General features: G+C 68.7%; 12 protein-coding genes. All 12 read right to left on the minus strand.

All coding sequences use genetic code 11. The features are described 5' to 3' along the window. Window positions 1-8 precede the first annotated feature (8 nt). Window positions 9-725, minus strand: coding sequence for a YggS family pyridoxal phosphate-dependent enzyme (locus MPARV_RS0108805; protein ID WP_020377980.1), 717 nt, complete (start codon window positions 723-725; stop codon window positions 9-11). Beyond that, entirely contained in the window at window positions 722-1,468 is a 747-nt protein-coding gene (locus MPARV_RS22525) for a purine nucleoside phosphorylase YfiH/LACC1 family protein (RefSeq protein WP_020377981.1), read from the minus strand. Before MPARV_RS22525 ends, MPARV_RS0108805 begins: the two co-directional genes overlap by 4 nt. Beyond that, on the minus strand, window positions 1,431-2,576 hold the full coding sequence (gene ftsZ, locus MPARV_RS0108815) for a cell division protein FtsZ (protein ID WP_012224643.1): 1,146 nt from the start codon (window positions 2,574-2,576) through the stop codon (window positions 1,431-1,433). Before ftsZ ends, MPARV_RS22525 begins: the two co-directional genes overlap by 38 nt. 191 nt (window positions 2,577-2,767) lie before the next feature. Beyond that, entirely contained in the window at window positions 2,768-3,571 is an 804-nt protein-coding gene (locus MPARV_RS22530; protein WP_012224645.1) for a cell division protein FtsQ/DivIB, read from the minus strand. Next, window positions 3,568-4,530 (minus strand): UDP-N-acetylmuramate dehydrogenase, encoded by a 963-nt coding sequence (gene murB / locus MPARV_RS0108825; protein ID WP_012224647.1) that lies wholly within the window; start codon window positions 4,528-4,530, stop codon window positions 3,568-3,570. Before murB ends, MPARV_RS22530 begins: the two co-directional genes overlap by 4 nt. Beyond that, on the minus strand, window positions 4,527-6,002 hold the full coding sequence (gene murC, locus MPARV_RS0108830) for a UDP-N-acetylmuramate--L-alanine ligase (RefSeq protein ID WP_020377984.1): 1,476 nt from the start codon (window positions 6,000-6,002) through the stop codon (window positions 4,527-4,529). The genes murB and murC overlap by 4 nt, the downstream gene beginning before the upstream one ends. Next, window positions 5,999-7,159, minus strand: coding sequence for a UDP-N-acetylglucosamine--N-acetylmuramyl-(pentapeptide) pyrophosphoryl-undecaprenol N-acetylglucosamine transferase (locus MPARV_RS0108835; RefSeq protein WP_162143618.1), 1,161 nt, complete (start codon window positions 7,157-7,159; stop codon window positions 5,999-6,001). The genes murC and MPARV_RS0108835 overlap by 4 nt, the downstream gene beginning before the upstream one ends. Window positions 7,160-7,164: 5 nt before the next feature. Continuing rightward, window positions 7,165-8,286 (minus strand): putative lipid II flippase FtsW, encoded by a 1,122-nt coding sequence (ftsW, locus tag MPARV_RS0108840; protein WP_157789528.1) that lies wholly within the window; start codon window positions 8,284-8,286, stop codon window positions 7,165-7,167. 167 nt (window positions 8,287-8,453) lie between these two features. After that, window positions 8,454-9,500, minus strand: coding sequence for a phospho-N-acetylmuramoyl-pentapeptide-transferase (gene mraY / locus MPARV_RS0108845; RefSeq protein ID WP_012224655.1), 1,047 nt, complete (start codon window positions 9,498-9,500; stop codon window positions 8,454-8,456). Further along, a complete protein-coding gene (locus tag MPARV_RS0108850) occupies window positions 9,497-11,020 on the minus strand; it encodes a UDP-N-acetylmuramoyl-L-alanyl-D-glutamate--2,6-diaminopimelate ligase (RefSeq protein WP_162143620.1) in 1,524 nt (507 codons plus the stop codon). Before MPARV_RS0108850 ends, mraY begins: the two co-directional genes overlap by 4 nt. Next, window positions 11,013-13,193, minus strand: coding sequence for a penicillin-binding transpeptidase domain-containing protein (locus MPARV_RS0108855; RefSeq protein WP_020377987.1), 2,181 nt, complete (start codon window positions 13,191-13,193; stop codon window positions 11,013-11,015). Before MPARV_RS0108855 ends, MPARV_RS0108850 begins: the two co-directional genes overlap by 8 nt. Beyond that, entirely contained in the window at window positions 13,190-13,903 is a 714-nt protein-coding gene (locus tag MPARV_RS0108860) for a hypothetical protein (protein ID WP_031277912.1), read from the minus strand. Before MPARV_RS0108860 ends, MPARV_RS0108855 begins: the two co-directional genes overlap by 4 nt. Window positions 13,904-13,920 lie beyond the last annotated feature (17 nt).

Genomic DNA, 13,920 nt, shown 5'->3' on the forward strand with positions numbered 1-13,920 from the left:
GAGGTAAGTCAAGCACGCGACGGCCCACCGTTGGCGGACCCTGGCCGCGATCCAAACAACATCGACCCGAGACGCACCGTGGTGGCACCCGCTGCGAGCGCAACATCGAGGTCGCCGCTCATGCCGATGCAACGCTCACGCAGGGCCAGCGCGTCGGCCTGGGCCACCAGCGAAGCGAACTCAGCCGCAGCGAGTTGTGGCGATCCCTCCGTGGCGACGCCCATGAGGCCCACGACGTCCAGGCCGGCCTCGGTGGCCTCGGCGACGAGCGGCTCCACCTCATCGGCCGTGCAACCCGCCTTGTTCGGATCCCCCGACAGATTGCGTTGAATCATGACGGTCCCTTCCGGGGACCACCGGGCAATGGTCCGCACCAACTTGGATCGATCGATGGTGTGCCACCAACCAAGCACCGGCGCCAACACCTTGACCTTATTCGACTGCACGGGACCGATCATGTGCCAGCGAACCTCGATGCCCCGCTCGGCAAGGAACCCGGCCTTGCCCACGAGTTCCTGGGCGTAGTTCTCGCCGAGCTCCCGGTGACCGGCCAACGCGGCCGCCCATGCCGTCGAGGGCGGGTGGGACTTGCTGACGGCCACCACGCGCACCTCCCGACCGGCGGTGCGATCGAGGCGCTCCCGGACCAGGGCGGAACGCTCGGCGATCTGCTCGCTCAGCACGCGCACGTCCGGCGGCGGGCTCACGTTGGCGAGTTCGTTCATCGGGTTCTCCAGACAATGCCGAGTTGGCGCATGCGCTCACCCCTGGCACGGTGAGAATAGTGGGAGCCCCCGCACGCCGTGCATGCCGGCGGTCCGGGTCGAAGCTGCACCTCGGCGCGTTGGCAGGCCGCAGCGACGGCGGCTCGCAGGTCGAGTGCCGCCGCCCCGGAATCGGTCACCGACCGCACAGTGGGGCCAAAGCGTCCGACCAGACGGTCGAGGTCGGCGTCGGCGAACTCGTAGCACTCCGGCCCAATGCACGGCCCGAGCACCGCCGAGAGGTGCGTGGCACCCATCGAACGCATCGACTCGGCCGTCGCCTCGACGATCCCGGCCTCAAGACCACTCCACCCGCCGTGGGCCGCGCCGATGACACCACCGTCGGTGGCTCCGTCGGACCACAGCACCACGGGGGCACAGTCGGCGGTGCGAACACCCAACCCCACATCGCACACTGAGGTCACCAGCGCGTCGGCGTGATGAGGCGACACGGCCCGACCAGACGGGTCGACGTCATCGGCGCCCAACACGACCACCTGGTCGCCATGTACCTGGTGCACGGTGTGGATCGGCACACCCAGGGTTTCACCCAGGCGCGTCACGGCCTGCGGTGCCGCCTCGGAGAGATCACCTTGGGTCCGACCGGTGAAACACCAGCGGACCGCTCCGCCGTTCGACAGGTCAACCCCGTCGACGAACGGCCGATCAGCGGAGGAAGGAGGGAACGTCGAAGTCGTCGTCACCGTCGAGGAAATCATCGTCGCCGAACACGTCGGCGATGGGCACCTCTCCGGGTGCCTGGGGGCGCTCCCTGGGGCCGGCCGGAGCCGGGGGCGCCGAGCCGGGACGGGCGGCCGGTGCGTTCTGGTCGGCTTGGACAGCGGGCGGAGACCCGCCGTCGTCCCAGCGCTCAAACCCTGCGGCGATGACCGTGATACGAACCTCATCGCCCATCTCCTCATCCATGACCGTGCCGAAGATGATGTTGGCGTCGGGGTGAGCCACCTCGTGGATGATCTCGGCCGCCTCGTTGACCTCGAAGATCGTCAGGTCCGAGCCACCGGAGATGTTCAACAGAATGCCGCGGGCACCCTCGATGGCCGCCTCCAGCAGGTGGGAGCTGATCGCCTGGCGGGCCGAATTGACAGCACGATTCTCACCGGTGCCGTAGCCGATACCCATCAGCGCCGAACCGGCGTCCGACATGATCATCTTCACGTCGGCAAAGTCGGTGTTGATCATGCCCGGGGTGGTGATCAGTTCGGTGATGCCCTGCACCCCCTGCAGCAGCACCTCGTCGGCCATCTTGAAGGCGTTCATCACCGACGTCTTCTCGTTGGCAACCGACAGCAGGCGGTCGTTGGGGATGACGATGAGGGTGTCGACCTTCTCCTTCAGCTTGGCGATGCCCTGGTCGGCCTGCACCGAGCGGCGACGCCCCTCGAAGGTGAACGGCCGGGTGACCACACCGATGGTGAGTGCACCCATCGACTTGGCCACATCGGCGATCACAGGAGCGGCACCGGTGCCGGTGCCACCTCCCTCGCCCGCCGTGATGAAGACCATGTCCGCCCCGCGGAGCGACTCCTCGATGTCGGTGCGATGATCCTCGGCCGCCTGGCGGCCGACCTCGGGATCCGAGCCGGCGCCCAGGCCACGGGTGAGCTCGCGACCGATATCCAGTTTCAGGTCGGCGTCGGACATCAGCAGTGCCTGCGCATCGGTGTTCACACCGATGAACTCCACGCCCTTCAGGCCGGCGTCGATCATGCGGTTCACCGCGTTGCAACCGGCGCCACCAACGCCGATCACCTTGATGACCGCCAGGTAGTTCTGCGGGTTGTGTGCCATGGGAGCTCAGTCCTCCTGAGGTGAACCGACCGGGTGTGCCCGAGCGGCCGACTGGATTCCCGTGCGGGAACCAGCGCGTGGGTTCATTATTTCATGTCCACCACCTGGAACTGGTGGACCCGTGGCGACGGTCACAACACGGTCGGGTTCGCTGCCGGCGCCACGGTGCGCCAACGGTGCGGACGCCGGCCTCACACCGGGCCTCCGGAGCAGGCGGAGTCCCGGCTGATCGTGACCAGCGAGGGTTCGGTCGCGTTGATCGACTTCAGACAATCGAGCACGACCCGACCCGACAACAGTGTGGAGACCGCGGCCAGCTTTCGATCCAACTGATCGGTCGTGCCGACCCTCGCCCGAACCCCATCGAGGAGCTCGAGTTCCACGCCGTCGTCGCCCACACCGACCGCCACCGTCACGGCCACCAGGTCGGCGGGAAGTGCGGCGGCCACATCGACCGCCGCCAGCATCGGCTTGGGCACGGCGCCCCCGACCGACGGCTCCACCGTGGCCTCGACCCGCACCAGATCCTGAGGAACCTCGTTGCGCAGCGACAACACACGCCCGGTTGGGCCCACCAGCGCAGCCGCACCCTTGGTGGTGGGCACGTAGGCCACCGGCCGGTCATCGGACACCGTCACCGTGACGGTTCCGAGCACCGACACGGTGACGTCGGCGTCGGCCATGCCGGGGAGCGCAGCAACCTGCCTGGTCAGATCGGCAGCGTCCACCCGAAGCACCGGCCTGCCCTTGACATCGCCGAGCGCACGGAGCACCTCGGCCGACGAGGCCTCATTGACACCGTTGACCTCGACGGTTCTCACCCCCAGCAGCGGGGTGGCGTAGACGACGGTGGCCACGCCAACGAGGAGCGTCGTGACGCCCACCCCGATCGCCAGGCGCAGCCTGCGGCGGGCCCGCCCACGGGTGACACCGATTCGACGAGCCCGCATCCGTGGGTCGACGCCCGTCGGTCGAGACCCCGAGCCGCGGCTCATTCCAGGTCCTCGAAGGGCTCGAATCCGATCATCACCGTCTCAGCTTCCAACACGACACCGCTGTGGTGGTGGACCATCCGTCGAACGACGGCCATCAGCTCGCGCACGTCGTCAGCGGAGCCGCCGGAATCCGCCACGATGAAGTTGGCGTGCTTGTTGGACACCTGCGCCGTGCCCACCCGCAGGCCCTGGGCGCCCGCCTCCTCCACCAGACGCCACGCCGAGCCCTTCGCCGGGTTGGTCCATACCGAACCGCCCGTGCGCCGGGTCTCCTGGAAATCCCGCCGATGGTTCAGGTGCACCGTGTTGTCCGCGGCGATCTCGCCGGGGTCGCCGACCGACGTGGCAAAGCCGGCCGCGGTGACCACCTGGGTGCGGCTCAGGCGGGAGCGACGGTAGCCAAAATCGAACCAATCAGGCTCCCGCCGTTCGAGCGTCCCGGTCGCCACGTCGAACACGTCGGCCCACCGCAGCGCATGTCGGACCTCGACGGCGTCGGTCGACACGCCCGCGTTCATTCGAACCGCACCGCCGACCGACCCTGGGATCCCGGCCATCCAGGACAAGCCGGCGTGGCCGGTCTCGGCACAGCGGCGCGCCAGGTCGGGCATCCGCACCGCACCGCCAGCGGTCACGCACACCTCGTCGGTCACCGCATCGACGTCGATGTCGCCAAGGGGGCCGTTGCGATCCAGGTGCACCACCAGGCCGTCGTATCCAGCATCGGACACCAACAGGTTCGACCCCTCCCCCACCACCAACAGGTCCACGTCCTCGCCCGTGAGGGCCGCGGCGACAAGACGCAGCGCTTCGACGGAGTCGACATCCACCCAGGCGGCGGCGGGGCCGCCCACCCGGTACCAGCTGGCCTTGGCCATCGAGACACCGACCTGAACCCGTTCCCCCATGGCATCCACCAGTCGAGCCACCACCGTCGTAGCTGCCTCGGAGCCGCTCACGACCCGGCACCCGGACGGACCGCACCCAGTTCGTCGGCCAGGGTGGTGACGTCCCCGGCACCCATCGTGAGCACGAGGTCGCCCGATCGCACCAGCGCACGCACCACGGCCCCAAGGTCGGAGCGGTTCGGCGCATCGGCCACGTGGACGCCCCCGTGACGCCGGGTGGCCTCGGAGATGAGCGTGCCGTCCACTCCCTCGATCGGCTCCTCACGGGCGGCGAAGACATCGGTCACCACCACCACGTCGGCGGCGGCGAGCGCGGCCCCAAAGTGCTCGGCCAGACGCTGCGTGCGGCTGTAGAGATGGGGCTGAAAAACGGCCACCACGCGGCCACCGTCCCAACCCGACGCGGCAGCCAGCGTGGCGGCGACCTCGGTGGGGTGATGTGCGTAGTCGTCGATGAAGCTGACGCCGCCGACCGAGCCGCGATGCTCGAAACGTCGACCGGTGCCGGTGAATGATGCAACTCCGGCGGCGGCCAGGTGCGGGTCGAAGCCCAACTCCCCCACCAGCGCAACCACCCCGGCGGCGTTTCGAGCGTTGTGGTCGCCCGGTACCGCCAGGCGAAGGGCGATTCGGTCACCGCTCGGCGAGGTGAGCATCGACGTGGTGCCGGTGACCGCTTCGGTCAGCACCTCCAGCCACCAGTCGGTACCCGGGGTGGTGCCGAAGGTGACCACTCCTCCGACGGCATTGGCCACCAGCGCCGCGCCGTGATCGTCGAGGCCTGCAACCCGAACGGTCGGCGAAGTTGCAGCATCGGCCGGGTTGCCGGTGAGGAACTCGACGTAGCCGTCGATCACCCGCCCCAACGTGCCGTGGAAGTCGAGATGCTCGCCTTCGGCATTGGTCAGCAACACCGCCGTTCGAGCCAACGCCAGGTGGGTGTCGTCGGACTCGTCGGCCTCCACCACGAACCAATCGCCATCGCCCCAATGCGCCGGGGAGCCCAACGCCGGCACGGTCGAGCCGACCAGCCAACTCACGTTTGCACCGGCACTGCGCATCGCCAGCGCCAACATCGCCGTCGAGGTGGTCTTACCGTGGGTACCGGACACGGCGATGGTCGGTCGCAACCGCGTCAAGCCCGCCAGGGCCTCAGCCCGGCTGAGCACCGGCAACCCGGCGTCAACGGCCGCCTGACGCTCGGGGTGGTCGGCCTTGATCGCCGTGGAGCAGATGACCAGGTCGGCGTCCACCACGTGGGCCGGATCATGGCCCACGTGTGCCGTCACCCCCAGTTCGGTCAGCCGCTCCAGCACGGGGGCCGCCCGCTGGTCGCTTCCCGACACCTCGTGGCCCAATTCCCGAAGGATCATCGCCAGCGCGGAAATGCCCGTGCCCGCCAGCCCGATCAGATGGATCCGGCGGGGCGTGCCGGCCAGCAACCCGGCCACGGCGTGAGCGTCGACAGGCCCGCCCGGTCGTGTCGATTTGCCGGGGATCGGCGTGTCGTGCGTCGCGCTCATGTTCGTCCCTTCGCCGCGGCCTCCAACAGGTCGGCCACGCGGGCGGCCGCGTCGGGGTGCCCCTGCGACCTGGCCGCAGCCGCCATTGGTAGCAGCCGCTCCGGCTCGTCGATCAACGGCAGTAGTTCGGCGAGCAGGCGATCGGAGCTGAGGTCGGAATCGGTCACCAACGCCGCACCGCCCGCCTCGACCAACCCGGCTGCGTTGGCCCGCTGATGATCGCGGGTGGCGATGGGGAGGGGCACCAGGATCGACGGCAGACCCACGATCGCCAGCTCGGCCACGGTGGAGCCCCCCGCCCTGGTCAGCCCGAGGTCGGCCGCCGCCAGCAGGTCGCCGATCTCATCGGAATACTCCACCGCGCGGTAGCTCAGGCCGTCGGCGGGAAGCGGCGGCGGACGAAACCGGGGCTGGTCGCGCAGCGCCCAGTCCCGGCGGCCGAAGACGTGATAGATCGCCAGATCCCCTCGCCCGGCCAGGCGGCCCAACGCCCCGACGACGGCGGTGTTGATCCGCTGGGATCCGAGCGACCCCGAGAACACCGCCAACACGGTGCGATCCGCCGGTAGCCCCAGCCGGGCCCGCGCCTCGGCTTTGGAAAGCGATGCGGCCGCGATGATCTCGGGCCGCACCGGGTTACCGGTGAGCACCGCACGGGGCAGATCCACCCCCTCAAACGCAGCTGCGCACGACGTGGCGAAGCGCGCCACCAGCCGGTTGGCCGAGCCCGCCAACGCATTCTGATCGGCCACCACCAGCGGGATTCCCAGCAGCGCCGCGGACGCGGCGCAGGCCACCGAGGCGAAACCTCCCAGCGCCAACACCGCCTGGGGCCGTTCGCGTCGCAACAACCTCAGGGCCTGGCCGGCGGCCCTCGCCAACCCCCAGCCGGCGGCCAGGTTCTCGGCGGTCAGCGACCGCTGAATCCCGCGACCCGGCAGCAGCCTGACGGGAAATCCACGCTCGGGCACCAGGGTGGCCTCGGGGCCCCGCTCGGCGCCCACAAAAAGTACCGTCGACCGCCTGTGGCCCCGCCGCACCAGCTCGTCCGCCACGACCAGACCCGGGATCAGGTGTCCGGCGGTGCCGCCGCCGGCGATGACAAAGGTCGGCCTCTCAGCGGGCCGTTTCGCCTCGTGATCGTCTGTGCCGCTCACGCCCATCACCCGGAGGATCGGGCGGGGCGACGCGCCGGTGTGCCTTGGCTTCGTGCGATGTTCACCAGAATGCCGGCGGCGGCCATCGTGATGATGATCGACGAGCCGCCGTAGCTGAGGAACGGCAGGGTGATGCCCTTGTTGGGCAATGCACCGGTGGCCACCCCAAGGTTGACGAACGCCTGCACGCCGATCCAGGTGGAAATGCCGGTGGCCACCAGCTTGGAGAATCGGTCCTGTGCCGAGCGGGCCACCCGCAAACCGGCCGTGAAGAACAACAGGTACAGCGCCTGCACGGCCAGGGCACCGAACAGCCCAAACTCCTCGCCGATGATGGCGTAGACAAAGTCGGTGTGAGCCTCGGGGAGAAACCCGTACTTGGCACGGCTGGTGCCGATGCCCGACCCAAACCAGCCCCCCGACGCCAGACTGACCTGTGCCTGCAGCGTTTGGTAGCCCGACGTGGTCGGATGCTGCCAGGGATCCAGAAAGGCCAACATGCGGGCCCGGCGGTAGCCCCACATCGAGGCGGCGGCGCCCACGGCGCTCGCAGGCAGTGCGTAGGTGGCCAGGCTGATGGGCGTGGCTCCGGCGACTCCCAGGATCGCGAAGGCGAGCACGGCGAGCAGCACGGTGGTGCCCAGGTCCGGCTGCAACATGACGAACGCGGCAAACCCGGCCAACACCACCATCACCGGACGTACCGTGCGCACCGGGTCGCCCATCTGGTCCCGCCGACCGGCCAGCAGGTCGGCCGCGAAGACGATCAGAGCGATCTTGGCCAGCTCCGACGGCTGAAACTGGAGGAACCCGATGCCGAGCCAGCGGCGGGATCCGTTGACGGTGACCGCGAGCGGGTTGCCGGGAATGGCGACCAGAAACAACAGCCCAAACGAAGTCGCCAACAGCGGGGTTGCCAGGTCCCGCAGACGTCGATGATCGAACCGCGACATCACCCACATGGCCACGGCACCCAAGCCAACAAACATGGCCTGACGGGTAAAGAACCGGTAGGGCGACCCGCCGATGTCGAGCGATTTCACCGCCGACGCCGAGAGCACCATCACCAGACCCATGCCGCACAGGCCCGCCACCAGCGCCACCAGCAACATGGCGGTCGGAGTCATCGGGTTGGCCGACCCTGGCAGGTGGGGACGACGCATCGCTCTTTTCGACCCGCGCGTGCCCGGCGGGCCGGTGGACCTCGGAGCACGCGTCCGCCCGGAGCGAGGCGACCCTGCGCCCGACGTCGAACCGCGTGAGCGACCCGGCTGAGGGGTAAACGTCATGCCCATCAGCCCGTCGCCCCCGTGCCCAGAAAATCGGCGTAGAAGAGCCCGATCCCCAGCGCCGTGCAGATTCCGGTCAGCAGCCACATACGAATGATCACGGTGGTCTCGGGCCAACCGGCCATCTCGAAGTGGTGATGGATGGGTGCCATGCGAAACACCCGACGCCCCGTGGCCTTGAAGCTGGCCACCTGCAGGATGACCGACAGCGTCTCGATGACGAACAGGGCGCCGACGATGGGCAGCAGCAGTTGGGTGTTGGTGGCCAACGCCAGACAGGCGAGCCCGGCGCCGATCGCCAGCGAACCGGTGTCGCCCATGAAGATCTGGGCCGGTGCCGCGTTCCACCAAAGAAAGCCGACGCAGGCGCCCAGCATCGCAGCGGCCACCACGGCCACGTCGAGGGCGTCGGTCACCTGGTAGATCTCCGGGTAGCGGAACGTCCAAAACCCGACGACGACGTAGGCCGAGAAGCCAAAGCTGGCGGATCCGGCGGCCAGCCCATCGAGGCCGTCGGTGAGGTTGACCGCGTTGGCCGATCCGGTGATCAGCACCACCGCCCAGGCCACCCAGGCCAGCTTGGGCAGTTCCCAGCCCGGCAGGGTTCCGCGGGTGAAGTTGATCGTCAGTGCCACGTTGGTGCGCGACGCCAACGCCCAGGCGACCGCAACCGCCACCGCCAGCAGGCCCAGCATCTTGGCCCGGCTGTTGAGGCCGAGGTTGCGTTCGTTGGCCACCTTGATCCAGTCGTCGGCCAGCCCCACCACCCCGGCTCCGGCAATGGCCAACATCACATACAGCCCTGTCCGGGTATAGCCCAGGTTCGACTCGGTGCCCCGGTACAGGTTGGAGCCCAGGTAGCCGATCAACCCGCCGGACACGATGGCGATGCCCCCCATCGTCGGAGTGCCCGCCTTGGTGGTGTGACCGCGCGGAACATCCTCGTGAATCGGCTGACCGATGCGGTGCTTCGTCAACCAGAAGATCAGAAACTTGGTGCCGAACAGCGAAACGATCAGGGCGATTCCGGCGGCGAGCAGGAGGCGGATCATCGTGGGTCACCGTCCTCTGCCAGCCGTGCCCACTCTTCAACGGCAACCTCGGCATCGTCGAAGTGCTCCACCCGGTCGGCAAAGGTCTGGGTGGTCTCGTGACCCTTCCCGGCGATCACCACCAGCGACGACGACGACGGGGCGCCGGCGAGTGCTGCCGCAATGGCGGCACGTCGATCGACAATGAGCTCGGCAGGAGTGGTGGCCACACCCGTCGATCCTTGCGCGGCCGACTCCATGATCGCCAACGGGTCCTCGCTGCGAGGGTTGTCAGAGGTGATGATCACCCGGTCGGCCCGCTCGGCGGCCACGCGACCCATCTCCGGTCGCTTCTCACGATCCCGGTCACCTCCGCAACCAAACACGACGATCAGTTCGCCGTCGACGGGCAGCAGTTCGCGAGCGCTCTCCAGCACGGCAGCCAGTGCGTCCGGACTGTGCGCGTAATCAACCACCACAGCCGGCACACGATCGTGGCCCTCAGGGCTCAGGTTGACCGCCTGAAACCGACCCGGAGGCCCGGAGATGTCCGATGCCGCGGCGGCCACTGCGCTCACGTCGTGCCCCAACAGCACGGCTGTTTCAAGCACCGGTAGGACATTGGACAGGTTCACTCGCCCCGGCAGCGCCACATTCACCCGATGACCGCGCCACGTAAACGTCGATCCTCGGGGCGTCAGCACCACCTCGTCCAAATCGTCCAGGGAGTACTCCATCACGGGAAGCCCTCCGGCGGCGTCGCGGAGCAACCGACCGTGCACATCGTCGATGTTCAGGAGCGCATGGCGGGCTCGCTGCGGCTCAAAGAGGCGTGCCTTCGCCGCGAAGTAGGCCTCCTGGGTGTCATGAAAGTCCAGGTGATCCCGCCCGAGGTTGGTGAAGACCGCCACATCGAAGACCAGACCGTCCGCCCGATGGAGGGCCAGCGCATGCGACGACACCTCGAGCGCCACCGCCTCAACCCCGGCATCGGCCGCCTCGTGGAGGTGGCGGGCCAACTCGGGCCCCTCCGGGGTGGTCCGGGCTCCAGTGAGGGTTCCCATAGACTCTGCGCCGACCCCCAGGCGGTTCAGCAGTTTGGCCAACAAACTGACGAAGGTGGTCTTGCCGTTGGTGCCGGTGACCCCGACCAGTTGCAACCGGGTGCCGGGGTGGCCGTGGGCGACCTGCGCCACCGGGCCCATCGCCGCCCGAACGTCCGGCACCACCAACTGCGGCACTTTGAGGCCCGACAGTTCCTGCTCCACCAGCAGCGAGCCGACCCCGTTGGCCACCGCATCGGCGGCAAAGTCATGGCCGTCGGCCCGTTCCCCTCGAACCGCGGCAAACATCGTGCGTTTCGTTGCGCGTGCCCTGCTGTCGAAGGACACGTCGTCCACGACGACCGAGGTGGCGTCCGCTCCGGCCAAGCGGCCCCCAACCTGTTCGGCCAACTCCGACAACGAGATTCCCGTGGTGGTGGGCCGGGCGGGTGCGTCGGTCCGGCCACCGGCCTGCCGACCTCCACGAGCGTCACCCATTTTGATCACCGAGCGCCACATCATCACCGGACGCCCCAGCATCGCCGGGAGCCCCAGCATCGCCGGGAGCCCCAGCATCGCCGGGAGCGCCGGCCGAGCCGTCTCCGCCCTCCTCAACCGCAGCCTCGTCGGTCTCGCGCGGCGCCGCCTGCGGCGCCGGCGTGGCACGAACGGGCTTGTTCGAGCTGGTGCCGCTGCCAACGTCGGTCACCAGGTCGGTGCCGGGCAGGCTGGGACGATCGGGGGGAATGCGCAGGTGGTTCAGGCCCGACTTGGCCAAGGCGTTGAACACCGGCCCGGCTGCTGTGGCGCCGCTGGTGGCGTTGACCGGCTCGTCCAGCAACACGGTGATCGACAATTGTGGGTCCGATGCCGGCAGGAACCCGGAGAAGACCGTGGTGTAGCGATAGCCGGCGCTGCCGTTGCCACCCCAGTTGTAGCTGCCGTTGAGTGGGTTGGGTTTACGTGCCGTGCCGGTCTTTGCGGCAATCGTGTACCCGGGGATCTGCCACTGCGACGCAGTGCCATCGTCGACCACCTGCTGCAACGCCGAGTTCATCCACCGGGCCACCTCGGGTCGGATCACGCGGCGCTGCTGACCCGGCTTGGTCGCCTCGACCTTGCCGTTGGAACGCGTCGTCTTCTCAACCAGCCGCGGCGGGACGTACATGCCTTCGTTGGCGACCACGTTGTAGGCCGACCACAGCTGGATCGGGGTCACCGCGACGCCCTGGCCGATGGCGATCGACGCCAGATCCGTCGGGTACCAGCCCTTGGAGGCCGACAGGATGCCGCCCGTCTCACCGGGAAGTCCCAGTGGCGAGGAGCTGCCGAATCCAAAGTCACGCAGTGCGTGCTCGAGCCCGGCTGCACCCAGCCGCTTGGCCAGCATCACCGTGCCGATGTTGGAGGACTTGGCCACGATGTCGTCCACCCGCCACTGCTCGGTCGGATGCCAGTCGTGGTCGGAGTATTCGTGATCGCCCACCGTCAGGCGCCACGGCACGGCGAGCACCTCGTCAGGGTCGGTCTTCCCCGTTTCAAACGCTCCGGCCACCGTCACCAACTTCATGACCGACCCGGCCTCGTAGGAGGCGGTGAAGGCCATGTTGTTGGCCACCGGGCTGACCACATTTGTTTCCTTGTTGCGTTCGACGTTGGCCACGGCCAGCAGTTCGCCGGAGCGGGGGTCGCCCACGATCGCCACGCCGGACTTGGCACCTTGCTGATCGACCGCCGCCATCAGTTGGCGTTCAGCCTCAAACTGCAGCGTCTGGTCCAAGGTCAAGGTCAGGTCGGCGCCCGGCACTGCCGGCGAGCCGGGGCGTGCGGCGTTGGCGATCGATGAGCCATCGGGCGCCTGCTCCACCACGCGTTCACCTGGGGTGCCGGTCAGCCGGGCGTCATCGATCTTCTCCAAACCCGAGATGCCCGCCCCATCGATGTCGGTGCGTCCGACGATCGCCGACGCCAGCGACCCGGCGGGGTTGACCCGCTCCTGGGTGTCCTCGACAAAAAAGCCGCTGATCTTGGCCGCCTTCAGCTTGGCCAGCACCCGGTCGGCCTTGCGAGGATCCATCTGACGGGCCACATAGGCAAACCTGGAGCCGGGCTCGACCAGCCGCGCCCGGAGGCGGTCCCGGTCGACGTCGGTGGCGCCGGCCACCAGGTCGGCCGCCCTGTCAGGATCGGTCACCCGCATGGGATCGACGATCAGGTTGACCAGCTGCACCGACAGCGCCAGATCGACACCGTTTCGATCTCGAATCGTGCCTCGCAACCCCGGCAGGTCCTCCAGCTTCACGCGCTGGTTGGCGCCCAGGTCAAGGTATCTTTCGGGCGCCACCACCTGAACGTTCACCAGCTTCACGGTGACCAGCACCGACAACAGGCCAACCACCCCCACCAGGGTGCGGTAACGGGTGCGCTCGGAGTAGCGGGGCGGGCCCTGGCTGCGGTGCCGGGCACGACGGGCCACGAAACGTCGGTGGGCCCCTGCGCTGAACAGCTCCCACGCCTCGGCCGCCGTATCGGCGGTTCGAATGCTCTGGGCGGTGGTTCGTTGGCCGGATGCGCGCCCCGGTCGCTGCGACGCAGCGTGACGACCGGCTGGGCGGCCTGTATGGCCCGGCCGGCGCCCATCCCGACCTTCGGGGGGGTGGCGGTCCGTCATGTCCCCGCACCGTTCGTCGCGGAGCTCGCATCCAACGACACCGGCTGTCCGGTCGTCGGGTCGATGGCAAGGCCCGTGGCCGGGTCATATTCGGTTTTGCCGGTTCGAGGGTCGATCGGCAATCCGTTGGCCGGATCGGTCGTTGGGGTGCCCGTGGGCCGAGTAGCCGATGGATCGGTCGGCGGTGACTCGGCGTCGGTTGACGGGGTGCCCGAGTCCTCGGGTGCGGTTCCCTCCGGTGCGGCTGTCTCGGGCGGGGCCGCCTCGCCGGTTGGTGGAGCCGCAGCGGCGTTGGGGGCGCCCGGCGTTTCCGCCACCTGGGCGCCGGCTTCAACGTCAGCGGCAGCCGTCGTGGCCGGCGCCGGGTTTGGTGCACCGTCCCCCAGGTCCCGGACGAGGCTTGTGGATGGTCCGTTCGCCGCTGCGGGTTCCAGATAGAGCACCCCCGGGGCGCTCACCATGCCCAGTTCGTCGGTTGCCCGACGAACGACGGCCTCCGGGCTCTCCAGTTGGGCCACCTTGCGACGCAGATTCTGGTACTCGCGGGTCACCTCGGTGCGATCGCGAGCCAAGCCGTCCAGTTGGCGTTGCCGTTGCAGCATCACCACCTGCAGGTACAACACGCCAAGCAGCGTCACCAACACGGTGCCTCCGGCGGCCGCCATCAGCACGAACGTCCGTCGCCGGCGACGCTCGTCACCCGAATCCAAGACGCGCAGTTTCGGCC

The organism is Candidatus Microthrix parvicella Bio17-1 (genome assembly GCF_000299415.1).
Lineage (GTDB): Bacteria > Actinomycetota > Acidimicrobiia > Acidimicrobiales > Microtrichaceae > Microthrix > Microthrix parvicella.